Raw genomic sequence first — 22,840 nt, 5'->3', positions numbered from 1 at the left:
GACTTTTTCCTAGTTAGTCGATGGTTTGTTGCAAATTTGTGGGCAGGTTAACAATTACCCGCGTGCCGCAATGCGTTTCCAGCGTCAGCTCGCCGCCCAGCGCGCTGACCCGCTCGCGCATCCCCTGAATGCCGAGGCCGGGCGCCTTGTCCACGCGGATGCCGACGCCGTTATCCCGCACCTCGAGGTGCAAAAGCGCGCCCTGTTGATACAAGACGATGGCGACCTCGCTGGCTTCGGCATGTTTGCACACGTTGTTGAGCAGCTCTTGCAGCAGCCGGTAGAGGGTGAAGCGCACCGTTTCGCCGGCGGGCGTGTCTATGAGCCGGTAGTCGAAACGGCAGCGGATGCCCCGTTCGGCAAAGGCGAATTCGCTCAGCAGGTGGTGAAGCGCCTCTTTGAACGCCAGCTCGTCCAATGCGGGCGGGCGAAGCTGGCGCAGCAGCTGGCGCGTGGAGTGATGAATGCGCCGGGCGAGCTCGCTTATCTGGTGCGCGGCGGCCTGGGTTTGCGCCGGATCGCGCGCCCGTTTGACCAGCTGCGACTGAATTTGAATCGCGGTGATGTTCTGGCCGATTTCATCGTGCAGCTCGCGCGCCAGATTTTTCCGCGTGTCTTCTTCGGTGTGGATCAGTTTTTCGGTCAGCGCCCGCCGCGCCGCCAGCTCTTCTTCCAGGCGACGCTGATAGTGGTGCAGGTTTTGCGCCAGGTGCTGCTGGCGGCTGATGGCGATGCCCAGGCCGATGCCGAGCAGCGCCTGCGTCGCCAGAAAGATTTCCAGCTCGACCAGATTGCCGAACCCCACGCCGACCTGCCGGGCGAGGGTGATCATCATGCTGCCGAGCAGGCCGGACAGCACGCCGCCCTGCCAACCGAACTTCCACGCCATCACCACGTTCGGCAGAAACACCACGATCAGCAGCAGGCGTTCGATTTCCGGCGACAGCACCATCTGCGTGCCGATGCCGATAACGAAAAACAGGCTGCACCAGATGATTAAGGACGCGCGCAGCGGCGGGTTGGGGGTGTCCAGCCCCAGCAGGTGGTAACGGTGCTGCTGGCGCAGAAATTCAAAGATCAGGTAGACGAACGGGGTCAGCAAGACGCCGCCGGTAAACGACGCCAGGCCAAGCAGCATCGCCGGGCTTGGCACAAACGGCGAAAGCAGGGCGGTATTGAGCAGCGAGGCGGCGGTCACCGCTGCCAGCAGCAGCGTCAGCCGTTGCCAGTAGAGCGGAAAACGGTGCCAGAGTCGTTGCGCGACCGCGGCCGGAAGCAGGGTGATAAACGGCGCGGCCAGCAGGCCGTAGCCGCTCAGCAGGCGTTCGCCGTGCAGCCAGAACAGCAACAGCACCGGCGGAATTATCAGGGCGAGCCAATAGCGGCGCGCCAGCAGGATCAGCAGCGCGAGATAGACGCCGTGCGGCAGAAACAGCGCCGCCTGGTTGCCGTTGTGGGTCAGATAGAAACCAAGCGTCCACAGCATCAGCCAGCCGCTGCCCCAGGCCAACAGGATAAACAGCGAGATAACCCAGTGCCGGAGTTTGGGCGACATCAATGCCCCGCCAGCAGCTGATGGTCGAGGGCGAAATGCACCAGCTCGATGGTGCTGTTGCACTGCAACTTGCCCAGGACGTTGGCGCGATGCACGTGCACCGTTTTATGGCTGAGCGCGAGCTTGAAAGCGATCTCCTTTACGCTGTCGCCTTTGACCAGCAGATCGAAGATTTCACGCTCGCGCGGGGTCAGCGCTTCCAGCGCCGTGGCCGGCTGCTCGCCGCCGCGCAGCGCCCGCAGCGCGTCGGCGCACAGGTAATGGCCGCCCATATCGACGGAACGCACCGCCTGCACCAGCTCTTCCGGCCCGCAGCGTTTGGTCAGATAGCCGCTGGCGCCGGCGTCCAGCGCGCTTTGCACGAAGGTGGGGGAGTCATAGATGCTGAGGATGATCGCGCGGAACTGCGGCTTCTGCGCCCGCAGGCGCTTCAACAGGCTGAGGCCGTTTTCATCCGGCATGGCGATGTCCATTAACGCGACGCTGACGTCGTCGCGCAGCAATGCCGGCCAGGCCGCCGCCGCGCTGCTGTATTGCCCCACCACGTCGAGATCGTCCTCGAGGCTGAGCAATTGCGCAAAGCCGGAGCGCACCACCACATGGTCATCCACCAGTATCACACGGATCATTTTTCGCACTCTGTTGCCGAATCATGGCCCTATGATGCCTGCCGCCGCGGTGCTGGCAATCAGCCAAGCGCGGTTATGCAATCGGTGTAACAGAATCGTAATAAAAGGGCGCCGCCTGCGCCGTCAACGATCCAAATCGATGGCGAAATGCTGCCACAGCGCGGCACGCCGCTCCTCTTCCGAATGCAGCGTCGTTTCGTGGCGCTGATGATCTTCGGTCACGATCAGCTTCATGTCGCTGAGGGTCACCCGGCCGTGGTTCGTCGGCCGTGAACACACCAGCCGCTGGGTGAAGTGCGACTGCGGCGAGGTGCTGTGGAAGCGGCACATCTCGTCGAACTCATGCAGCTCGCGCGGTTGAACGGTAAAGCGATACAGGGTTTTGGCATGCGAACGTTGGTCGCCGTTGCGGCGCTCCAGCAGGTAATAGTCGCCTTCCCGCTCCAGGTGGAAGGTGCCGCTGGCCTGCGGTTGCGGCTCGGCGGCGACGATCTTCAGCGGCGTCAGGAAGGAATCGCCGAAACCGACGTCCACCAGCCAGGCCTGGCCCGCCAGATCCACCCGCAGCGCCAGATGGTCGTAGGGCGGGCCGAAATGGCCGTCGCGCGCGCGGATCTCGCCGGAGATGAAGCTCACCTTAAAACCGATCTCCCGCAGCAGCAGGGCGAACAGCGCGTTCAGCTCATAACAGAAACCGCCGCGGTTGCGCTCGATCACCTTGCTGAACAGCGCCTCCGGCGCCAGCTGAATACCCTGATGATAAATAATGCTCAGGTTCTCGAACGGGACGCTCAGCATGTGGCGATGGTGCAGCTGTTGCAACGTGGGGAGGTCAGGGCGGGCGGCGCCGGTAAAGCCGATATGCTGCAGGTAGCGTTGGGTATCCACAGGGAGTCTCGCATGAGAAAAAGTAGGCATAAAATAGCGGGCTTTGCGGCTTTTGTGAGCGCATTACGTGCTGCGCTGTCGCTGCTGCCGCAAACTGTCACTGGCCGGCGCTAGCCTGTTCCCCTGAGTTCAATCTGGCAGGAGAACGGCTATGCAAGATTTCAAACATCGGGTGGCGCTGGTGACCGGCGCTTCCACCGGCATCGGCGAAGCGATCGCCGCCGAACTGTTTCGGCGCGGTGCCACGGTGGTGATGACCGGCCGCCACGAAGCGCCTCTCGCCGCTGCCGCCGCGCGGCTCGATCCCGAGGGCCGACGGGTGATGACGTTGCGGATGGACGTGCGTGAGGCGCCGTCGGTGCAGCAGGGTATTGAAGAGACGGTGCGGCGCTGCGGCGCGCTGCATCTGTTGGTCAACAACGCCGGGATCACCGGCCCGCATGAGGTGGACATCGATCGGTACGCGGTCGAAGATTGGCATGAGGTGATCGCCACCTGCCTGAGCGGCACGTTTTTCGGCATGAAGTACGGCCTGCCGGCGATCGTCGCCGGCGGCGGCGGGGCGGTGGTGAACCTCTCTTCCGCCAACGGCGTGGTGGGCATTGCCGGGATCGCGCCTTATACCGCCGCCAAGCATGGCGTGTTGGGCCTGACGCGCTCGGCGGCGCTGGAGTTCGCCACGCGCGGCGTGCGCATCAACGCCGTCGGGCCGGGCTATGTGGAGACGCCGGCGATGAGGGAACTGCCGGCGTCGGCGCGGGCGCAGATGGCCGCTTCGCACCCGATGGGGAGAATGGCGACGCGGGAAGAGGTGGCGAAAACGGTGGCTTTCCTGCTCTCGGACGACAGCAGTTTCACCACCGGCGCGTTTTACAGCATCGACGGCGGTTATACCGCGCGTTAATGGAAGACAGGCCCCTGACGGGGCCCGTTCGGTTACCAGGATTTACGCGGGTTGCGGGAGACGATGTCGATCTTTTGACACAACAGTTGGGTGATATCCACCGAGGTGGGCTGAGCGGCGCTGCCGGTAAAGTTTTTCAGCACGATGGCGATGCGGGCGTAATTGACATAGCCCTCAGGCAGCGGCAAATATTCCGACGAGTTAAGCGCAGTGATCCGATCCGAGGTCATCGTTGCCGAAGCGGCCGGCGTTACCGTGCCGGTGCGCCCCCACTGGCAAGCTTTTTCCAGTAGGGTAGTGACGCCGGCATCGCCGTTCAGGACATACTTGCCTTGGTAAGTGCCGATGGTGACATCAAGGCTGTTCTGGCCTTTCAGGTTTGCCAGCGTGGCGCGCCACAGCACCAGATCGTTTTTCTCGATTGGGAAGTAGATCTCGACGCGTTTGTCCGTCGTTGTCGCCGTTTTGGTGGTGGCGGTCAGCACGCCGTTTTGTAGCGTCACCGCCAGATCGGCGGTCTCCGTTTGCGAGAGGCGTGCGCCGCCGAAGGCGTAGACGTTATTCAATGCCAGCGCGCCGCTCTCTTTCCAGCTCGGCTCCGGCAGATGGTTGACGCCATCGCCCAGATAGAGCAGGCGCCACATGTTGATGTAGCCGGGCGCGACGATCTTTTTCATCTCGATATGGTTGTTGGACCAGCCTTTTTTAATGTCGGCGTTCACCAGATCGAAACCGTCGATATAACATTTTCCGCTTAGCTCGCTGGACTTATCGAAGAAGAAATACTCGACGTATTGGTAGGGCACACTGCTGCCGGCATCGGTGTTGTTGGTCATCACGCTGTGCCATTGGCTGTCTTTGATTTTTACCGTACCGCCGTTGTTGCTGGTAAAGACCGGCCGGTAGTTGCGGCAGTTGGCGTTACCCCATTCGAAGTGGCAATTTTTAAAGTCCAGCGTGCCGCCCTTAAGGTCGAACAAACCATAGTCGGTATTGGCCAACTGTTCGGTTTCATTGTTAAAGCCGCTGTAGTCGAACGAACAATCGCGGAAGGCCAGGTTATGCACTCCCTGATAATAGTTTCGGCTGTCGCCGAACAGGCATTTGTAGAAGACGATTTTTTCGCCGGCGTTGGCGGTAGTTTCAGACCAGATCGGCCAGAAGCAGCCCCGCACCATGATGCTGTGCCAGCTCTGGATATAGGCGTTATTGCCGAAGACGATGCCTTTATACAGGTTGGTCAGCCAGACGTTTTGCACCAGCAGTTGGCAGGCCGGCAGGCCGTGCATGTTTGAGGCATCGCTGTAGACACACAGGCCGCGCAGATTGGCCGCCGCGCCAGGGGCACCCACGATGCGCAGGTTATAAATCGCCGGCGCTCCCAGCGAATATTGCACGCGTACGCACTCGATGTTGGCGGCGCCGCTGAAGTCCAGAATGGTGCCCTTAAAATCGACGGCGTTTTTCCACAGCTTCAGGTTGGCGGTGGTTTTACAAGGGCGAACGCCGCCGGGGCCAACCAAGGTAATCCCCGCAGGGGTCGTAGGGATAGGCAATTGCCACCACTCTTCGCCTTTGACCTGCAAGAAGTTGCACGCGCGGGTAATGGTCAGCGAGTAATGGTCAGCGAGTAATCCAGTTCATCGCCCGGCAGGTGCCACCAATCGATGCTGTAATCGCCGTCATTGATGATGCGCTTCCAGCGGCGGTTTTGCGCGTCGACGAGCAGGGTGACGCCGTTGTCCTGGCTGGTGGTATCTGCATCGTCTCGGGTAAATACGCCGTGGTGGTAGCGGTTTTCGAGCATCACCGCGGTTTCGCTACCGGCATAGCTGCGTAGGTTGGCGTAATCATTTAATGAAATCATGGAGTAACCCTCATTTTGAACAGTAAGAGGCCGATGCAATATGGCGATTGCAGGGGCGGCGGCATAGGGAAATGGCATTGTGGCCGAAGGGCGGATCGGTTCGCGATCCCGGTCGGCAGAGATAAATTAACAGGCTGAGGTGAGAGGCTTAAGCGTTCAGGGTTGTGTCTGACGCCAGCAAACATCGCCGTTGGGGTTCAGGCTTGGTCTGTAGATGCGAGGGTTTGCAACCAGGCCAGAAACGCCGCTGCGCCGGGTTTTTCCAGCGTGCGCGGCGGGTAAACCACGTAGTAGGGTTTGCTGAGCGGCAGCGCCGGTTCGGCCAGGGTGACCAACTGGCCCTCCGCCAGTTCACGGCCGATCAGCCGCCGCTGGCCGAGCAGCACCCCGCGCCCTTGCACGGCGGCGTCGATGGCCAGCGAGGTCAGGTTATAGGTCAGCCCGCGCCGCGCCGGCGGCATTCGATCGGCGGCGGTGAACCACTCGTGCCAGCCCGGCAGAAACTGGCTCTCCTTGCCCCAGTCGACGTGGATCAGCGGCAACTGCGTCCAGTCGCCGCGATCGCGCAGCGCCGGGCTGCACACCGGCTGCACCCGATCCTGAAACAGCCGCACCTTTTCCAGCAGCGGATAGTCCTGATCGCCGAAGCACAGGGCGAAGTCCGCCGCCGAATGGGCGAAATCGACCGCCGCATGGGTGGCGTGCAGCCGCAGATCGCCGTCGGGGCACTGCGCCAACCAGTCGCCCAGCGCCGGGTTCAGCCACTTGGAGGCCAACGCCGGCAGGGCGAACACCGTCAGCGTCTGTTTGCCGCGCTGGCGCTCGACGTGCTGCTGCGCCACGCGCAGCGTTTCGAACGCCTCCTGCACGTAGGCCAGGTAGTCCGCGCCCTGTTCGGTCAGCGTGACGCCGCTTTTGGCGCGGATGAACAGCGTGATGCCCAGATGCTGTTCGAGCTGGCGGATCTGCTGGCTGACGGCGGCGGCGGTCAGCGCCAGCGTATCCGCCGCGCGGGCCAGGCTGCCGGTGCGGGCGGCGGTTTCGAACGCCAGAATGGCGCTCAGCTTGGGCAAGCGCGCGCGGGACGGTGAGTGCATGGGCAGGGCTATCGCTAAGAATTGGTTAGCTTATCCATAACGTATTTTTGTTATGGCGACAATGCGCCATTCGCTACAGTGAGAGGCATCCGGCTATCGCACACGAGGGGAACGCCATGCCGCAACTTGCCGATATTATCGATCTGTCCGCTCATCCCATCGACGACGCCGCATTCCGCGTCCGCTGCCGGCAAACGCTGGAGCGCGCCGGCGCGCTGGTGCTGCCGGGATTTCTGCGCGCCGCCGCGCTGGCGACGGTGCGGTTGGAAGGTGCCGAACAGCACCATGCGGCGTTTTACGCCACCAGCAAACACAACGTGTATCTGCGGCCGCAGGACGATACGCTGCCGGCCGATCACGCGCGCAACCGGCTGGTGGTGTCGTCCAAGGGCTGCATTACCGACGAAGATATTCCGCCGCAGTCGCCGCTGCGTGCGCTGTACGACGCCCCGGCGTTTCGCGCGTTCCTCTGCGCGGTGCTGGATGAGGCGCAGCTGTATCCCTACGCCGATCGGCTGTCGTCGATCAACCTGCATTACGCCCACACCGGCCAGGAGCTGGGCTGGCACTTCGACAACTCGTCGTTCGCCATCACGCTGCTGATCCAGAAACCGGCGGCGGGCGGGCGTTTCGAGTACGTGGAGAACCTGCGCGACGCCGATCGCGGCGAGATGAACTATGCCGGGGTCACGCAGGTGCTGGACGGCGAGCGAGCGGCCAAACGGCTGGCGATGGAGGAGGGGGATTTGGTGCTGTTTCGCGGGCGCAACGCCATGCACCGGGTGACGCCGACCGAAGGCGACACCACGCGCATGCTGGTGGTGCTGGCCTACAATGCGCAGCCGGACGTGATGCTGTCGGAAAGCGCCAGAATGACGTTCTACGGCCGCTTATAGCGGATAAAAAAACCGCCCCGGAGGGCGGTTTGTCGATTCAGTGCGGGTTCTGCTCTTCGTGAGCCTGCTGCTCCCGCTTCACTTCCTGCGCGCGCTTGCGCAGGCCGAACCAGCCCAGCGTCAGCAGCACCGCCAGCACCGGAATGGTGGCGATGGTCCAGGTGCCGTTCGGGTAGTCGAACGCCATCATCACCACCACGATCAGCAGGAACGCCAGCGTCAGCCAGGAGGTGAACGGCGCGCCCGGCATTTTGAACGATACCGGCTGCGCGCGGCCTTCGCGCACGGCTTTGCGCAGGCGCATCTGGCAGACGATGATAAACGCCCAGGAGGCGATGATGCCCAGCGAGGCGATGTTCAACACGATCTCGAATACCTGCGAAGGCACCAGGTAGTTGAGCACCACGCCGATCACGTAGATGCCGCAGGTGACCAGGATGCCGGCATAAGGCACCTGCTGGCTGCTCATTTTGGCCATCAGCTTCGGCGCCGAGCCGCCCATCGCCAGCGAACGCAGGATGCGGCCGGTGGAGTAGAGGCCGGAGTTGAGGCTGGACAGCGCGGCGGTCAACACCACGATGTTCATGATGGTGCCGATGTAAGGCACGCCCAGCTTGCTGAAGAAGGTGACGAACGGGCTTTGGCCGGCCTGGTAGGCGTTCCACGGCAGCAGCAGCACCAACAGCACCACGGAGCCGACGTAGAACAGGCCGATACGCCAGATCACGCTGTTGATCGCTTTGGGCATCATTTTGGCCGGATCTTTACACTCGCCGGCGGCGGTGCCGATCAGCTCGATGCCGGCGAAGGCGAAGATCACCCCTTGCACCAGTACCAGCGCCGGCAGCAGGCCGTGCGGGAACATGCCACCGTTTTCGGTGATCAGGTGCATGCCGGTGGTGTGGCCGGCGACCGGGGTGCCGGTGCCGAGGAACACCACGCCGACAATCAGGAACAGCGCGATGGCGACCACCTTGATCAGCGCGAACCAGAACTCCATCTCGGCGAACCACTTCACGCCGATCATGTTCATGGTGGCGACGATGCCGAGCGCGCCGAGGGCGAACAGCCACTGCGGCACGTCGGCGAAGGTGCCCCAGTAGTGCATGTACAGCGCCACCGCGGTGATGTCGACGATGCCGGTCATCGCCCAGTTGAGGAAATACATCCAGCCGGCGACGTAAGAGGCTTTCTCACCGAGAAATTCGCGGGCGTAAGAAACGAAGCTGCCGCTGGAAGGGCGATGCAGCACCAGCTCGCCCAGCGCACGCAGGATGAAGAAAGAGAAGATCCCGCACACCAGATAGACCAGCGCCAGCGCCGGCCCGGCCAACTCGAGACGGCCGCCGGTACCGAGGAACAAGCCGGTGCCGATCGAACCGCCGATGGCGATCATTTGGATCTGCCGGTTGCCCATGCTTTTGTGATAACCGGATTCATGAGAGTCTAGCCAGCGTCTTCTGGCGGCGTGTTTATCGTCCGCCGACTTTTTTTGTGAGTGCATTATCCGTCCTGTTTACCTGTCTATGATGAACGCCGCCCTGAGCTGCAGGGCAAACGATTGCCATCAGCAATCGTAATGAGAATGAGGTCGTGGCATCATTCCGCTGTTTATTGTGTATACAGCCGCCGTTAAATAACGGCGTGGCATGCTACCGTTTCCCGATAAAGCTGGCAAAAAAACCTGCGTACAAAGCGTGAACAATTGTGTGTATTTTTTAAACTGAAAACAAAAGCGCATATTATTCAGTAAGATGAGTCTCATTATCAACACGGAAATATCGAACGATAAAAGTGATTGAAATCACAGAATAATAATTACCGCGCAAATTAAAGGGATTTGGACGTTATTTTGCGTGAGGGGGAAGGCGGGCGGAAAATAAAGCGATGGCGCCTGCGCAGTAATTAGCGTGCGCAGGCGAATCGGACGTGGGGGCTTTTTAGGCGGATTCACGGGCCGGCAGAGCCGAAGCCGGCAGGCCGAACAGCTTGTCGAACGCCCAGTTAAACAGGAAGGTGTAGCAAGGAATGATGACGATCAGCGCCATATCCAGCAGCAGCGCCTGCCACAGCGTGATGCCCATCCACCAGGCGATCAGCGGGATCAGATACACCACCAGCGTCAGCTGAAAGCCGACGGCGTGCAAAATGCGGCGCTTGAGCGTGCGGGTGCGCGACGCCTGGCGGCTTTCCCACCACTCGAATAAATAGTTGTAAATGAAGTTCCAGCTGACCGCGATGGTGGTGATCACCACCGCCAGCGGCCCGGTGCTGCTCGGCGCATGGCCCGACAGCAGCGCCAGCCCCAGCGCCGAGATCGCCATGCCGATGATTTCATAAGCGGTGACATACACCAGTTTGCGTTTGACGCCTTGCATTGTTTTCTCCCGATCTGTTTTTAGTTGCCTCTGTAGCGACGGCGGCTAAGATAGCGTCAATCACATTGATAGAAAAAGTCAGGAGCTGTCAGTTTTACTGACAGGTTAAACGATGAACTTTTCCAGCGACAATATCGAACTGTTTCTGGCGGTGCTCGATCGCGGTTCGTTTTCCGCCGCCGCCCGCGCGCTGCGGCGCGTACCGTCCGCCGTCAGCATGGGTATCGCCAACATGGAGGCGGAACTCGGTTTCGCGCTGTTCGATCGCTCGCACCGCGAACCGACGCCGACCGCGCTGGCGTTGGCCCTGGCGCCGCACGCCCGCCTGATCGCCGGGCAGCTCAAGCAGCTGCAGGTGCACGCTATCGAACTGTCTCAGGGGCTGGAGAGCCGGCTTTCGATCGGCGTGGCGTCGGACATTAACGGCGCCGGCCTGCTGGCGGCGGTGAAGACGCTGTCGCAGCGTTATCCGCTACTGAACATCGAAGTACTCAGCGCGCCGCAGGACGACGTGCTGCACATGCTGCACCAGGAGCGCATTGGCGTTTGCCTGGCGTTCGGCGGGCTGAACATCAACAGCGCGGAGCAGTTCCACTCCGTTGGCGCGGAATCGCTGGTGGCGATGGTCTCGCCGCAGCATCCGGCGCTGGACGGCGCGGCGGGCGAACTGTTTCTCGAGGATCTGGTCAACGTGCGGCAGATCATGGTGGCCAGCCGCGATCTGCCGATCGGCGATCTGCGCCCGCAGGTGGCGGAGGCCTACTGGCGCACCGACAGCCTGCCGATGGCGCTGAACATGGTGGAAGCGGGCCTGGGGTGGGGCAATTTCCCGCTGTCGCTGGCCGAGCCGCTGCTGGCGCAGGGGCGGCTGGTACGGCTGAAATTCAAAAACACCAAGAACGAGCTGCGCTTGCCGATGCATTTGATCTGGCTGAAGAATCGCCCGCTGGACAAGGCGGCGCGCGAGCTGGTCGAGCTGATGCGCGCGGCACCGCAGGAAGGCTGACGCCCGCTACGCTTGCTTATTCCGCGTGGCGTTTGCGCCACCAGAAGCGCACCAGCAGGATGGCGGCGATCGCCAGCGCGACAAACAGCAGGCTGGAGAGTTTTTTGTCGAAGCCGGTAACGAAGCGTTCGATCGCCTGGCCGCCAAAATAGCCGAGCATGACGAAGATCGTCGCCCACAGAATGGCGCCGAGGATGTTGAGCGGCACGAAGCGCGACGGCGGCAGGCGGCTGGCGCCGATCAGCACCGGGCCGATGATGCGGAAACCGTACATAAAGCGCACCCCGATAACGAACAGCATTGGGTGGCGGGCGATCAGCTTTCTGGCGCGCGCGATGCGCTTTTCCTGCCCCTTGAGCCGCGAGATGACCCGGCCTTCGAACCGGCGGCCGGCGAAGTACAGCAGCTGATCCCCCAGCGTACCTCCCAGCGCCACCACCGCGATCACCCACGGCCAGTGCAGCAAGCCTTCATGGGCGGCGATGCCGCCCAGCAGCGTGATGGTTTCTCCCTCAGCCAGGCAGCCGATAAACAACGCCCAGTAGCCGTAGTCCGTAATGTAGTGGGCCAAATCGGTCATTCCTTACTCCTTATGTGACTGACGCATAAGGGCAAGTATACGCCCGATCGCTAGCCTTGGGCGATCTGGGCCACCAATGCTCTGCGCCGCGCCAGGCTTTCCGCCATCTGCGCCTGTACCCTGGCGTAAATGTGCGGTGGGGCCAGTTCCGGCGTGCCGCCCGTGAACGGCGGGGCCGGGGCGTACTCCAGATAAAGCTGGATCGTCTGGGCAGTGTCTTCGCCGTGCAGTTCGGCGATCAGCGCCAGCGCAAAGTCGATGCCGGCGGTGACGCCGCCGCCGCTGATCACGTTGCCGTCGCGCTCTACGCGTGCAGCGCTGGGGATGGCGCCGAACAGCGCCAGGCTGTCGCGCATCGACCAGTGGCAGGCGGCGCGTTTGCCCGCCAGCAGGCCGGCCGCGGCCAGGATCAGCGAACCGGTGCACACCGAGGTCAGGTAGCGGGCATCGGCGCCCAGCCGCCGGATTTGCTGCATGAACGCTTTATCCTGCAGCGCCTGGGTACAGCCGCTGCCGCCCGGCACGCACAGCACGTCGCAGCGCGCGATCTCCGGCAGCGGGCGCAGCTGGGTGAAGTGCAAGCCTTCCGATTCGACATCCGCGCCGTCTACCGAAGCGACGATGATTTCCGCGCCCGGCATGTGGCGCAGAAACTGCAGCGGGCCGGTGAAGTCGAGCTGGGTGACGCCTTGATAGATGGGAAATACAATCACGAGTGGTTCAGACATGACATTCGCCTCATTTTTATCGTTGGACCTGGGCCATAATAGCCGCCCTGTTTTTGGCTGGTATGACAGATAACCCTCAAAAAGCGCCATCATGAAAACGATCGGTTTTGTGGTTTTTCCCGGTTTCAACCTGCTGGACTTTGCCGGCCCGCTGGCGGCGTTCGATAACGTCAGCCAGTTTACCGATCCGCCGGCCTACCGCTGCGTGGCGATCTCGCCGCAGGGTGGGATGGTCGCCAGCTCGGCCGGGGTGGCGATCGCCACGCAGCCGTGCGGCGACGAGCGTTTCGATACGCTGGTGGTGGCCGGCGGCAGCGGCAACGTGATGGCGGCGCAGTCGCCGGCGCTGGTGGCGTTTCTGACCACCCACAGCCGGCGGGCGCGGCGCATCGCCAGCGTGTGCACCGGCGCGTTTATTCTGGCGGCCTGCGGTTTGCTGGACGGCAAGCGCGCCACCACCCACTGGTATCACGCGGCGCGGCTGCAGCAGAGTTATCCGCGCATCCGCGTCGACAGCAACCGCATTTTCATTCGCGACGGCGATATCTGGACCTCGGCCGGCATCAGCGCCGGTATCGATCTGGCGCTGGCGTTGATAGAAGACGACCTTGGCGCCACCCTGGCGGCGGCCGTGGCGCGGCAACTGGTGGTCTATCATCGGCGCCCCGGCGGGCAGTCGCAGTATTCGCTGCTGCTGGCGTTGAACCCGTCGTCGGATCGCATGCGCGCCGCGCTGTCGTTCGCGCGAGAGCATTTGCATCTGCCGCTGTCGGTGGCGGATCTGGCCGACGCCGCCTGCCTGAGCGAGCGCCAGTTCGGCCGGCTGTTCCGCGCCGAAACCGGGCAGACGCCGGCCAAGGTGATCGAACAGCTGCGGGTGGAGGCGGCCAGGGTGCGCATCGAAGAGAGCGCCGAGCCGCTGGAGGCGATCGCTCGCTCGGTGGGATTCAGCGATCCGGAGCGCATGAGGCGGGCTTTTATCCGCATATTTGGCCTGTCGCCGCAGGCGATCCGCCGGCTCGGCCGCGCGGGATAACTTTTTTGCCACGCCTGGCGGCGGGGCACACCAGAGGAGCAACGGATGTATCAGGATTTCGAGAGCGAATTGAACTGGGCGATGCGCCATATGCCGCGCACCCGGGCGGCGGTGGCGGCGTTGCCGGACCTGCACGGGGTGCGGCTGGCGTGCAATATGCACCTGGATCTGAAAATGGCGCCGCTGGTGGCCGGCCTGCTGGACAAGGGCGCGGCGATCTTCCTGACCACCTGCAATCCCACCACGGTGCAGAACGACGTGGTGGCCTGGCTGGAACGGCGGGGCGCGCAGGCCTATGCCTGGCGCGACATGAACGCCGGCGAATGGTCGGAGTCCTTCGACCGCGCGCTGGCCTGGCAGCCGACTCACCTGTGCGAAATGGGGGCGGATCTGACCACCCGTTTGCACCAATCGCCGAACGGCCCGCAGATCGTCGCCGGGCTGGAGGCCACCGGCTCGGGCATCAGCCGTTTGCACGGCGTGGCGCCGCGCTACCCGATCTTCAACTGGGACGATCTGCCGGTGAAAGAGGGGCTGCACAATCGGCATATGGTTGGGCTGACCGCCTGGCACACCTTCTTCCAGACCACCCATTTGACGCTGCACGAAAAGCGCGTGCTGGTGATCGGCTACGGCCTGGTCGGGCAGGGGACAGCGGCGGCGGCCAGGGCTTACGGCGGCCAGGTGATGGTGGCGGAAATCGATCCGGCGCGCGCGCTGCAGGCGCGTTATGACGGCTGGCAGGTGGTGGATCTGGCGAGCGCCGTCGCGCAGGCGGACGTGATCGCCACCGCAACCGGCGCGAAAAACGTGCTCTCGGCGCAGCATTTGCAACAGGCACAGGACGGCGTGTTTATCCTCAACGTCGGCCACGTGGCGGAAGAGATCGACGTCGGCTTCCTGCAAGGCCTGCCGCACCACGAGCCGATGCCTTATGTGAACGCTTACCAACTTAATGAGAAGACGGTGTATTTGCTGGCCAACGGCTCGATGTTTAACCTGACCGCCGGCTATGGCGACAGCCTTAACGCCTTCGATGTGACGCTGGCGGTGATGACGGCCGGCATCGGCCATATCGTCGGCGCCGGGGCGCGGCAAACGCCGGGGCTGTACCTGTTGCCGCAGTCGGCCTGGCAGCCGGCGCTGTAACTTTTTTCACGCGGGCGTTCATCCCAGAGCGCCCGCGGGCTGCGTCGTTTTTCAGCGGACAGAATTTGTCACAAATCCGCCATACAATCCCAGTGCCAAGCGCTGAACCCTCACATATAATTCGCTGAGTTCAAGCCCCCATTTCAGAGTAATGCCTGTGAAAATACGTGTTTTGGTTCTGACCCTGCTCGCTTTGCAGGCGGGCGCAGGCTTTGCGCCGCGCGCGTTGGCCAGCGACAACGCCGCCGCCCTGCACGCCACCCAACCGGAGCTGGCCTCCGGCAGCGCGATGGTCGTCGATATGCAAACCCATAAGGTGATGTATGCGCGCAACCCGGATGAAGTGGTGCCGATCGCCTCGATCACCAAGCTGATGACCGCCATGGTCACGCTCGACGCGCACCTGCCGCTCGACGAGATGCTGGCGGTGGACATCCGCCAGACGCCGGAGATGAAAGGGGTGTATTCACGGGTGCGGCTGAACAGCGAAATCAGCCGTAAGGATATGCTGCTGCTGGCGCTGATGTCGTCGGAAAACCGCGCCGCCGCCAGCCTGGCGCACCACTATCCGGGGGGCTACAACGCCTTCATCAAAGCGATGAACGCCAAGGCCAGAGCGCTGGGCATGACCAATACCCATTATGTGGAACCGACCGGGCTGTCTATTCATAACGTGTCGACGGCGCGCGATCTGACCAAGCTGCTGATCGCCACCAAGCAATACCCGTTGATCGGCCAGCTCAGCACCACCACCGAACGCATGGCCAGCTTCAAGGATCCGAACTACACGCTGCCGTTCCGCAACACCAACCACCTGGTGTACAACCCGAAATGGAACATCCAGCTGACCAAAACCGGCTTCACCAACCAGGCGGGCCACTGCCTGGCGATGCGCACGGTGATCGGTAACCGCTCGGTGTCGCTGGTGGTGCTGGACGCCTTCGGCAAATACACCCACTTCGCCGACGCCAACCGTCTGCGCAGCTGGATTGAAACCGGCAAGGTGACGCCGATCCCGGCCGCAGCCCGTGACTATCGCCGCCAAAAAGACGCCCGTCTGGCGAAGAACGACAGCGAATAACCCGCCTGGCGGTCTGCCCGTTTGCGGCAGGCCGCTATCGGCCCTCGGGCCGCCTGATGACAAATCCCCGCTCGCGATCGCCGTCGAAACCCGCCTTGAGATAAAGCTGGTGCGCGCCGGTGCGTTGCTGCCCCGACAGCAGCATCACCTTGTAACAGCCCTTGCGCCAGGCCAGCTGCAGCGCGTATTCGATCATCGCGAGCGCCACGCCGTGGCCGCGATAGGGCTCCGCCGTCACCACGTGTTCGATGACGCCGAACGGCTGCGCCTAATGCGCCAGCCCCGGGATCAGCGCCAGCATGCAGGTGGCGATCGGCTGTTCCTCGTCCGCCGCTACCACCAGACGGATCGCCGGATCGTCCAGCAGGCGCTGCAGGGCACGGCGCGCGTCGTCGCTGCGCAGCGGCGCATCCTGTGGGCGCAGCTCGCGATACAGAGCCAACAGGCCGTTGAGATCGTCCGGCTGCGCCAGGCGATGAATGATGCTCATGGTTGCTCCTTTCGCCGCTTCAAGGGTAATCCGCTATCCTCCATTAATACCACAACGATTACCGAAGGGGATGTTATGAGTCAGGTTTCGACCTTTGTCATGTTCCAGGGGGAGGCGCAGCAGGCGATCGACCTCTACAGCCAGGTGTTTGAGCGTTTTCGGCTCATGCAGGTGCAGCATTACGACCCGACGCCGGACGGCCAGCGGTTAATCAAGCATGCCACCATCGATTTCGATCGGCAGAACCTGGTGTTTATCGACAGCCCGATCAGCCATGATTTCAGCTTTACCCCGGCGGTGTCGCTGTTCATCAACCTGCCTAACGAAGAAGCGTTGGAGAGGGCGTTCCACCGCCTGGCGGAGGGCGGTAAGGTGCTGATGCCGCTCGACGACTACGGCTTCAGCGCGCGTTTCGGCTGGCTCAACGATCGCTTTGGGCTTTCCTGGCAGCTCAATGTGCCGGCGGGGGATCTGCCCTGAGGCTAAGGGGGAGTGTGCAAAAGGCATGGTAGTTCCTGCTGTTGTTTCATATGCTTATCGCCGGGGCAGGAACTCTGCCGTGGGGAATACCGACAACATCATGGAAAGGTGCGAATTGATTGATTTTGACCGCTATGTTGAGCAAGCGAAGTCTTACGGTGAGTGGCCGGGGGCACAGGTGGGCACGTTGTCCGGTTGTGTTGAGGGATTGAGCTACCGCCTGTATCGGCAAACTGCCGAGAGCGAAGACGTGATCGTGGTTTATCACGGCGGCGGGGTTAACAGCGCCGCCGGGTATGACATTCTTGCGCGCCAGCTGGCTGCCGAGCCAACGCTCGCGGTGTGCCTGGTCGATATTCGCGGGCATGGCGATTCCACGGGAGAGCGGGGGACGGTTGAGCGGCCTGAGCGTATTTGGCGCGATGTCGATGTCATCCTGGCGGAAATGCGCCTGCGTTTTCCGTTAGCGCGCAGGCACCTGCTTGGCCATTCCAGCGGCGCCGGGATGTTGCTCAACTACCTGACCCGCTATCCTTGTGAACAGCAGGCGGACAGCCTGATCCTGCTGGCACCCGAGCTGGGGCCATTTTCCGGGATGGCCCGCGATCTGGCGGCGGCGGCCCGTTTTGCCCAGGTGCGCCAATGGCCTTTTGTGGCCAATGCGCTCAGCGGTGGGCGATGGTTTGGGCAGTCTCGGGCGGTCAGCCTGAATTTTCCCCCGGCCGTGCTGGCCGCCTCCCCCGATTTTGTCTGCCAATACAGCGTTAATATGGCTAACGCGTTGACGCCACGCACCCCGGCAAAGCAACTGGCGGCGCTGCGATTGCCGACTTTGCTGCTGGCGGCAGCGCAGGATGAGTTGTTCAGCGCGCAATCCTTGCAGCGTTTCGTCGAACAGCATGGCAGCGTGCATGTTGCCTTTGGTTTGCTTGAGGGCAGTACGCATTTATCGTGCGTCTTTGAGGCCCACGGCCCGGTCCTTCAACATATCTCACGCGCGTTCGCTCTCGGAGCTGATGAGGGACTGTCAGGCGAGAGGTTTTAACTTCCACCCGGCGTTTTCCGCGATCCTCCCATATCCTTTCATGACGCTTTACCGCTATGCTAAATATAGAATGGCCCGTGAACATGAAAAGGATGAATCATTTTGGCAGGAAGTAGCTTACTTACCCTTATCGACGACATCGCCTCGTTGCTGGACGATGTCTCTTTGATGACCAAGATGGCGGCAAAAAAAACCGCTGGGGTGCTGGGGGACGATCTGGCGCTCAACGCGCAGCAGGTCACTGGCGTTAAAGCTGACCGCGAACTGCCGGTGGTGTGGAGCGTCGCCAAAGGTTCGCTGATCAACAAGGCGATCCTGGTGCCGCTGGCGCTGCTGATCAGCGCTTTCGCGCCCTGGGCGATCACGCCGCTGCTGATGGTGGGCGGCGCCTACCTGTGCTACGAAGGGTTCGAAAAGGTGTATCACAGCCTGAGCCAAGACAAGCAGGCGCATGAGGATAAGCAAGACGGACCGGGCGCCAATGAGGATGTGGCGGCCTATGAAAAGCGCAAGATAAAAGGGGCTGTGCGTACCGATTTCGTGTTATCCGCCGAGATTATCGCCATTACGTTGGGCACCGTCGCCGGCGCCACTTTCAGTCAGCAGGTGATCGTGCTGTGCGGCATCGCGCTGGTGATGACGCTGGGGGTTTACGGCATCGTCGCCGGTATCGTCAAGCTGGATGATTTGGGGCTGTACCTGAGCCGCAAGGGCAGCGCGTTGGCGCGCGCCGTCGGCGGCGGCATCGTGCGCGCCGCGCCTTATTTGATGAAAACGCTGTCGATCGTCGGCACAGTCGCCATGTTTATGGTCGGCGGCGGCATCCTGACCCATGGTCTGCCGCCGGTACATCATCTGTTTGAGGACTGGGCTTCCTACGCTACGGTGGTGCCGACGTTGGGGCATATTTTGCAGGGTGTCATTCCAGCTCTGCTGAACGTGGTGTTCGGTGTAATCGCCGGCGGCGTGGTGCTGGCGGTGGTGTCGGCGCTGGGCGCGGTGCGCGCGCGTTTCAAGGCATGATGAAAAGTCTCGCCCCGCAAGGGGCGGGACGGAGCTGACGCTTTAAAAAATCAGTTTGAGAACGCCGGTAATCGTCAACAAACCCACGATGAAGATGATGGCGACAATCCACAGAATAATTTTCATTTACTTCTCCCTTACCGGTTAAATGTGGCGCACGATTGGCGCTAACTTAATGAAATCACTCTTCACTATAGACGCTAACTTCCTATCGTGCGTCGCCATGTATTCAAGGATGCTGACTGTCGCTCGCGCCCAGCGCGCGCTGCATGAGGTGGGTGTCGCGCCATTCCCCCAGTTTGAACCCCACGGCCTTTAACGTCCCGACGCTGGTAAAGCCGAGCGACTGGTGCAGCGCCAGCGAACCGCGGTTGGCGGCGGAATCGCCGACGATCGCCAGCATCTGGCGCCAGGGGCCTTGCTCGCAGCGGGCGATAAGCTTGCTCAGCAGCGCCTTGCCGACGCCTTTACCCTGTTGCCCCTCGGCGATATACACCGAGTCTTCCACGGTAAAACGATAGGCCGGCCGGGGCCGATACGGCGTGGCGTAGCAGTAGCCCACAATATGGCCTTCGCTTTTCGCCACCAGCCAGGGCAGCCCGGCTTCTTGCACCTTGCTCAGCCGCAGCTGCATTTCCGCCAGGGGCGGCGGCTGTTCTTCAAACGAGGCGGCACCGTACAGCACGTGGTGAGTGTAAATTTGCAGCACGGCGGCCATATCGTCCGGCGTGGCATCGAGGAGGCTGAGTACGGGAGCGGAGAGCGTCATGGTAATGCCTGTTTACCTTGGAAATCAGCGGATAAACGCCATTATGCGCGCCGCTCGCCGCCGGGGTAAATCGGGTTTTCTTATGGTGAGATAAGAAAAGGCGATGATGATGTGGCAGGGGTTCTTTGGGGAGAGCCCCTGTGGCGCTGTGCCTGGAATTACCAGCCTTTCACCGCGCCGCCGTTGAAGATTTTCTCGGCGGCCTTGGCCACTTCGTCAGACTCATAGGCTTTGATGAAGTTCTGCACGTTCGGCGCGTCCTTGTTGTCTTCGCGGGTGACGATGATGTTGGTGTACGGCGAGTCCTTATCCTCGATGAAGATGCCGTCTTTGGTCGGCGACAGGCCGGTCTGGTTGATGTAGGTGGTGCTGATGACGGCGACGGTGACCTTTGGATCGTCCAGCACGTGCGGCAGCTGCGCGCCTTCCAGCTCCATGATTTGGTAACGGTGCGGGTTGGCGCTGATGTCCAGGGCGGTGGGCAACAACCCCTTGCCTTGTTTCAGCGTAATCAATCCGGTTTTTTCCAGCAGCAGCAGGGCGCGTCCCAGGTTGGTCGGATCGAGCGGGATGGCGATCACCGCGCCGTCCGGCAGCTCTTTGAGCGATTTTATCTTTTTGGAGTAGCCGGCCATCGGGAAGACAAAGGTATTGCCGACCGCCACCAGCTTATAGCCGTGATCTTTGTTTTGCTGTTCGAGGAACGGGCGGTGCTGGAACACGTTGGCGTCCAGTTCGCCCTTGTCGGTGGCGTCGTTCGGCAGCAGCGAACCGCTGAAGCCGACCAGCTCGACGTCCAGCCCGTATTTCTCTTTCGCCACTTGCCTGGCGACTTCCGCCACGTCCTGTTCCGCGCCGTTGATGACGCCGACCTTGATATGGTTCCGATCGGTTTTTTGCTCGCAGCCCTGAAGCGCCAAAACGGCGGCGAAGGCCGCCGCCAGAGGGGTGATACGCCAGCGTAAGGTCATCGAAGTCTCCCTGAAAAGAACAATAAAATCAGTTGGTTTTTGTTCTTACAGCTAAGCTTGAACCGCCGATGAAGTCAAACGCTCGCTCAGCATAAACGGCTATAGCTTATAGCCGTTATGCGGCGGGGGATTATCGGCTGAGCGAACGCAGCACCACGATGCCCGGCGTGGCCATCACGTAATCCATAAAGGGCGAATCGACCACCCGCATGTTGGCCTTGCGCGATGAGGCGTTGCGCAGCACCGGGCCGTTGTCGGTCATCACGAAGATGCCGGTGTGGGTCACGTCCAGCCCGTCCAGGTTGGTGTAAATGCCGATGTAATCGCCGGTGCGCAGCTGGGCCAGCACCTTGTCGTCGATGCGGTCGCTGGGGATATAGGTCACGCTGCGTTGTACGTCGGGTAAGCCGGGCAGGTAGCTGCCGCCATCCGCTTTGCGGTTGAGGGTTTTCACGAGGGTGACGGCGTGCGGGCTGAGCCGCGCGGTGATGTCTTCAGCCACTTTTTTCGGCCGCTGCGCCCAATCGGTGAAGAAGTGTTTGCGCTGCGGGAAGGCGATGTTGCCGTCGACGTAGCGAATGTCTACCAGGCGCTGTACGAACTCGCCCTCGCTGCTGGCGGTGCTGAGCGCTTCCACATAATCGATGTAGGTGAAGCAATCCAGCCCGCGGAAGTCGATCACCAGCTGCTCGGGCGTGCTCTGCGAACCGATCAGGCGGTTGGCGAGATAGGGCGTGCCGAGAAACTCGCGCGAAATCAAATCGACGGTGCGGCCATGCGGCTGCGTGGCGGGCCAACCGGCGCGCAGCGCGAGGATCTCATGCAGCTTGCTGCGGGTGCTGGCGTCCATCTGCGGTTGCACAGCCGGCGGCGAAACGGTGACGTCGGTCGGCGGCGTTGCGGGGGAGACGGCGGTGGGGCGCTCGGCGCATCCGCTCATGGCGATAGCTAACATCAGTAAAACAACCTTGTTCTGGTTCATACGGCCCTCCCTGGGTGTCGCTGGCTTATCAGAGTCAGTGATAACAGTTCTCATCCGATGGTAGGGGTTAAAAAGTAAACATAGCCTCAATGGCGGCCGATAAATCAGTAACCGATTTCGCTATTGAACGGCAAATACCAGAACAGCGCGATTTCGTGATCGGCGATCTCCGGCTCGGCGCGGTACAGCAAACGATCGATGCCGCCGAGAATAAACCCGTAATGCTGGTAGCAGCGACAGGCGGCCAGATTGTTGTTCTGCGTTTCGAGCATCATACCTGAGGTTTCCTGCTGCCGCGCCCACTGTTTGGCGCAGTCCAGCAGCGCCCCGGCGATGCCCTGACGGCGCGCGTGAGCGCTGACCGCGATCTCGTCGATCAGGGTGTAACCGTTCCAGTTTTTGCTCAGCGTGATGTGGCCAACGGCTTGGTCCTGGCGATACGCCAGGAAAGTCGCGCTGTCTTCGTTGGCGAACGGCGCCAGGGGATACTGTTTGCGAAACGGCGCCACCGGGCGGGTTGGCCAGCTGTCGACCGGGGTATCGAACTGCGGCAGGGCGTAACAGCGGATGGTAAAGCCGAAATCGCCGCGCGTCAGGTAATCATCGGGCAGCGCCTCAATGGCCGCAATGCGGATGGCCGGGGTCATTACGGCAGCTCCCGCAGCAGGCGCGCCGGGTTGCCGGCATAAATCCCCTTGCGGGTGATGTTGCGGGTCACGACCGCCCCGGCGCCGATCACCGCGTCGCTGCAGATCTCCACCGCCAGGATGGTGGCGCCGGAGCCGATGGACACCCGATCGCCGACGCGCGTGCGCCCCCAGCTGGCCGGATCGGCATTGGGCGCGCCGTCTTTGAACAGATCGTTGGCGAAGGTGACGCCGTGGCCGACAAAGCACGCTTCACCGAGGGTAACGTATTCGCAGATAAAGCTGTGCGACTGAATTTTACTGCGTGCGCCGATGCTGACGTGGCGCTGGATCTCCACGAACGGGCCGACGAAGACATCGTCGCCGAGCCGGCAGCCGTACAGATTGCAGGGCTCGATAACGGTGACGTTGCGCCCGGCGTCGACGTCGACGATCCCCGCCTGGCGGGTGGTGATAACGGATGACATGGCCTTCCTCGCAGCCTGGTTTTTATGGTGGGAGTATAAGACAAAGCGCCGCGGCGTTGCGCTTTCCGCACGTTTTTTCGCCGAAAGACTATAATGAGTACAGGGGAGAGAGCCCCGTGGCCGCAATCCTCGCACGGGTAGCAGTCCGTCGGAGGTGTGAAATTCGTTCGCC

At 61.9% G+C, this 22,840-nt stretch carries 26 protein-coding genes; 9 read left to right on the top strand and 17 right to left on the bottom strand.

The genetic code is table 11. The features are described 5' to 3' along the window. Positions 1 to 13 precede the first annotated feature (13 nt). From ABTW55_RS05260 to ABTW55_RS05250, 3 genes are all read right to left on the bottom strand, one after another. Positions 14 to 1,555, bottom strand: a complete 1,542-nt coding sequence (locus ABTW55_RS05260) for an MASE1 domain-containing protein (protein ID WP_060420092.1) — start codon at positions 1,553 to 1,555, stop codon at positions 14 to 16. Beyond that, positions 1,555 to 2,184 carry a response regulator transcription factor gene (locus tag ABTW55_RS05255; protein ID WP_033647090.1) on the bottom strand — a complete coding sequence of 210 codons (630 nt, stop codon included), beginning with the start codon at positions 2,182 to 2,184 and terminating at the stop codon, positions 1,555 to 1,557. The genes ABTW55_RS05260 and ABTW55_RS05255 overlap by 1 nt, the downstream gene beginning before the upstream one ends. A gap of 123 nt (positions 2,185 to 2,307) precedes the next feature. Then, a complete protein-coding gene (locus ABTW55_RS05250) occupies positions 2,308 to 3,072 on the bottom strand; it encodes an arylamine N-acetyltransferase (RefSeq protein WP_060420088.1) in 765 nt (254 codons plus the stop codon). Positions 3,073 to 3,223: 151 nt separating this feature from the next. Between ABTW55_RS05250 and ABTW55_RS05245 the strand changes: the two genes are divergently transcribed. Continuing rightward, positions 3,224 to 3,976, top strand: coding sequence for an SDR family NAD(P)-dependent oxidoreductase (locus tag ABTW55_RS05245; protein WP_060420084.1), 753 nt, complete (start codon positions 3,224 to 3,226; stop codon positions 3,974 to 3,976). Positions 3,977 to 4,008: 32 nt separating this feature from the next. Here the strand turns inward: ABTW55_RS05245 and ABTW55_RS05240 are convergent, their stop codons facing one another. From ABTW55_RS05240 to ABTW55_RS05230, 3 genes are all read right to left on the bottom strand, one after another. After that, positions 4,009 to 5,532: a hypothetical protein gene (locus ABTW55_RS05240; protein WP_350429241.1), complete on the bottom strand. Its 1,524-nt coding sequence runs from the start codon at positions 5,530 to 5,532 to the stop codon at positions 4,009 to 4,011. A gap of 53 nt (positions 5,533 to 5,585) precedes the next feature. Further along, complete coding sequence (locus ABTW55_RS05235; protein WP_350429240.1) at positions 5,586 to 5,843, bottom strand: hypothetical protein; 258 nt, start codon at positions 5,841 to 5,843, stop codon at positions 5,586 to 5,588. A gap of 197 nt (positions 5,844 to 6,040) precedes the next feature. Further along, positions 6,041 to 6,940, bottom strand: coding sequence for a LysR substrate-binding domain-containing protein (locus tag ABTW55_RS05230; protein WP_060420081.1), 900 nt, complete (start codon positions 6,938 to 6,940; stop codon positions 6,041 to 6,043). A 116-nt stretch (positions 6,941 to 7,056) separates the two neighbouring features. Here ABTW55_RS05230 and ABTW55_RS05225 point away from each other — a divergent pair, with 116 nt between their 5' ends. Next, positions 7,057 to 7,836 (top strand): 2OG-Fe(II) oxygenase, encoded by a 780-nt coding sequence (locus ABTW55_RS05225; RefSeq protein WP_060418318.1) that lies wholly within the window; start codon positions 7,057 to 7,059, stop codon positions 7,834 to 7,836. A 37-nt stretch (positions 7,837 to 7,873) separates the two neighbouring features. On the opposite strand, the gene ansP is transcribed toward ABTW55_RS05225, so the two are convergent. Together ansP and ABTW55_RS05215 are read right to left on the bottom strand one after the other, a co-directional pair. After that, positions 7,874 to 9,340, bottom strand: coding sequence for an L-asparagine permease (gene ansP / locus ABTW55_RS05220; RefSeq protein WP_033637529.1), 1,467 nt, complete (start codon positions 9,338 to 9,340; stop codon positions 7,874 to 7,876). A 436-nt stretch (positions 9,341 to 9,776) separates the two neighbouring features. Then, on the bottom strand, positions 9,777 to 10,214 hold the full coding sequence (locus tag ABTW55_RS05215; protein ID WP_060420078.1) for a PACE efflux transporter: 438 nt from the start codon (positions 10,212 to 10,214) through the stop codon (positions 9,777 to 9,779). A gap of 112 nt (positions 10,215 to 10,326) precedes the next feature. Here ABTW55_RS05215 and ABTW55_RS05210 point away from each other — a divergent pair, with 112 nt between their 5' ends. Further along, a complete protein-coding gene (locus ABTW55_RS05210; protein WP_060420076.1) occupies positions 10,327 to 11,220 on the top strand; it encodes a LysR family transcriptional regulator in 894 nt (297 codons plus the stop codon). A 16-nt stretch (positions 11,221 to 11,236) separates the two neighbouring features. Here the strand turns inward: ABTW55_RS05210 and ABTW55_RS05205 are convergent, their stop codons facing one another. Continuing rightward, a complete protein-coding gene (locus ABTW55_RS05205; RefSeq protein WP_033647075.1) occupies positions 11,237 to 11,800 on the bottom strand; it encodes a DedA family protein in 564 nt (187 codons plus the stop codon). A 50-nt stretch (positions 11,801 to 11,850) separates the two neighbouring features. Then, the gene (locus ABTW55_RS05200; RefSeq protein WP_060387410.1) at positions 11,851 to 12,528 is read right to left on the bottom strand and encodes a DJ-1/PfpI family protein; all 678 of its coding nucleotides are present in this window, start codon (positions 12,526 to 12,528) and stop codon (positions 11,851 to 11,853) included. A gap of 91 nt (positions 12,529 to 12,619) precedes the next feature. Here ABTW55_RS05200 and ABTW55_RS05195 point away from each other — a divergent pair, with 91 nt between their 5' ends. From ABTW55_RS05195 to pbpG, 3 genes are all read left to right on the top strand, one after another. After that, positions 12,620 to 13,564, top strand: coding sequence for a GlxA family transcriptional regulator (locus ABTW55_RS05195; protein WP_060420073.1), 945 nt, complete (start codon positions 12,620 to 12,622; stop codon positions 13,562 to 13,564). A gap of 45 nt (positions 13,565 to 13,609) precedes the next feature. Beyond that, positions 13,610 to 14,713, top strand: a complete 1,104-nt coding sequence (locus tag ABTW55_RS05190) for an adenosylhomocysteinase (protein WP_060420070.1) — start codon at positions 13,610 to 13,612, stop codon at positions 14,711 to 14,713. A 151-nt stretch (positions 14,714 to 14,864) separates the two neighbouring features. After that, entirely contained in the window at positions 14,865 to 15,794 is a 930-nt protein-coding gene (pbpG, locus tag ABTW55_RS05185) for a D-alanyl-D-alanine endopeptidase (protein WP_041033978.1), read from the top strand. Positions 15,795 to 15,828: 34 nt separating this feature from the next. Here pbpG and ABTW55_RS05180 read toward each other — a convergent pair whose 3' ends face one another. Both ABTW55_RS05180 and ABTW55_RS05175 read right to left on the bottom strand, forming a co-directional pair. Then, positions 15,829 to 16,044 (bottom strand): GNAT family N-acetyltransferase, encoded by a 216-nt coding sequence (locus ABTW55_RS05180; RefSeq protein WP_258366548.1) that lies wholly within the window; start codon positions 16,042 to 16,044, stop codon positions 15,829 to 15,831. A gap of 18 nt (positions 16,045 to 16,062) precedes the next feature. Then, positions 16,063 to 16,284: a hypothetical protein gene (locus tag ABTW55_RS05175; RefSeq protein ID WP_230199949.1), complete on the bottom strand. Its 222-nt coding sequence runs from the start codon at positions 16,282 to 16,284 to the stop codon at positions 16,063 to 16,065. Between the two features lie 75 nt (positions 16,285 to 16,359). Here ABTW55_RS05175 and ABTW55_RS05170 point away from each other — a divergent pair, with 75 nt between their 5' ends. From ABTW55_RS05170 to ABTW55_RS05160, 3 genes are all read left to right on the top strand, one after another. Continuing rightward, positions 16,360 to 16,764, top strand: coding sequence for a VOC family protein (locus ABTW55_RS05170; RefSeq protein ID WP_060420067.1), 405 nt, complete (start codon positions 16,360 to 16,362; stop codon positions 16,762 to 16,764). A 79-nt stretch (positions 16,765 to 16,843) separates the two neighbouring features. Then, on the top strand, positions 16,844 to 17,809 hold the full coding sequence (locus ABTW55_RS05165; protein ID WP_230199950.1) for an alpha/beta fold hydrolase: 966 nt from the start codon (positions 16,844 to 16,846) through the stop codon (positions 17,807 to 17,809). 102 nt (positions 17,810 to 17,911) lie between these two features. Beyond that, positions 17,912 to 18,832 carry a DUF808 domain-containing protein gene (locus tag ABTW55_RS05160; protein WP_049195887.1) on the top strand — a complete coding sequence of 307 codons (921 nt, stop codon included), beginning with the start codon at positions 17,912 to 17,914 and terminating at the stop codon, positions 18,830 to 18,832. 229 nt (positions 18,833 to 19,061) lie between these two features. Here the strand turns inward: ABTW55_RS05160 and ABTW55_RS05155 are convergent, their stop codons facing one another. From ABTW55_RS05155 to ABTW55_RS05135, 5 genes are all read right to left on the bottom strand, one after another. Then, positions 19,062 to 19,601, bottom strand: coding sequence for a GNAT family N-acetyltransferase (locus tag ABTW55_RS05155; RefSeq protein ID WP_060420064.1), 540 nt, complete (start codon positions 19,599 to 19,601; stop codon positions 19,062 to 19,064). A gap of 158 nt (positions 19,602 to 19,759) precedes the next feature. After that, a complete protein-coding gene (locus tag ABTW55_RS05150) occupies positions 19,760 to 20,572 on the bottom strand; it encodes a MetQ/NlpA family lipoprotein (RefSeq protein WP_060420061.1) in 813 nt (270 codons plus the stop codon). 130 nt (positions 20,573 to 20,702) lie between these two features. Then, complete coding sequence (locus tag ABTW55_RS05145) at positions 20,703 to 21,554, bottom strand: DUF1460 domain-containing protein (protein ID WP_060420058.1); 852 nt, start codon at positions 21,552 to 21,554, stop codon at positions 20,703 to 20,705. A 104-nt stretch (positions 21,555 to 21,658) separates the two neighbouring features. Further along, positions 21,659 to 22,201: a GNAT family N-acetyltransferase gene (locus ABTW55_RS05140; RefSeq protein WP_060420055.1), complete on the bottom strand. Its 543-nt coding sequence runs from the start codon at positions 22,199 to 22,201 to the stop codon at positions 21,659 to 21,661. Next, positions 22,201 to 22,668 carry an acyltransferase gene (locus ABTW55_RS05135; RefSeq protein WP_049212816.1) on the bottom strand — a complete coding sequence of 156 codons (468 nt, stop codon included), beginning with the start codon at positions 22,666 to 22,668 and terminating at the stop codon, positions 22,201 to 22,203. The genes ABTW55_RS05140 and ABTW55_RS05135 overlap by 1 nt, the downstream gene beginning before the upstream one ends. Between the last annotated feature and the right edge of the window lie 172 nt (positions 22,669 to 22,840).

Origin of the sequence: Serratia sp. SM04, assembly GCF_040280225.1 — a bacterium.
Taxonomy (GTDB): Bacteria; Pseudomonadota; Gammaproteobacteria; order Enterobacterales; family Enterobacteriaceae; genus Serratia; species Serratia sarumanii.
Note: the sequence above shows the minus strand (reverse complement) of the source record. Positions and strands in the feature narration are given on the sequence as shown.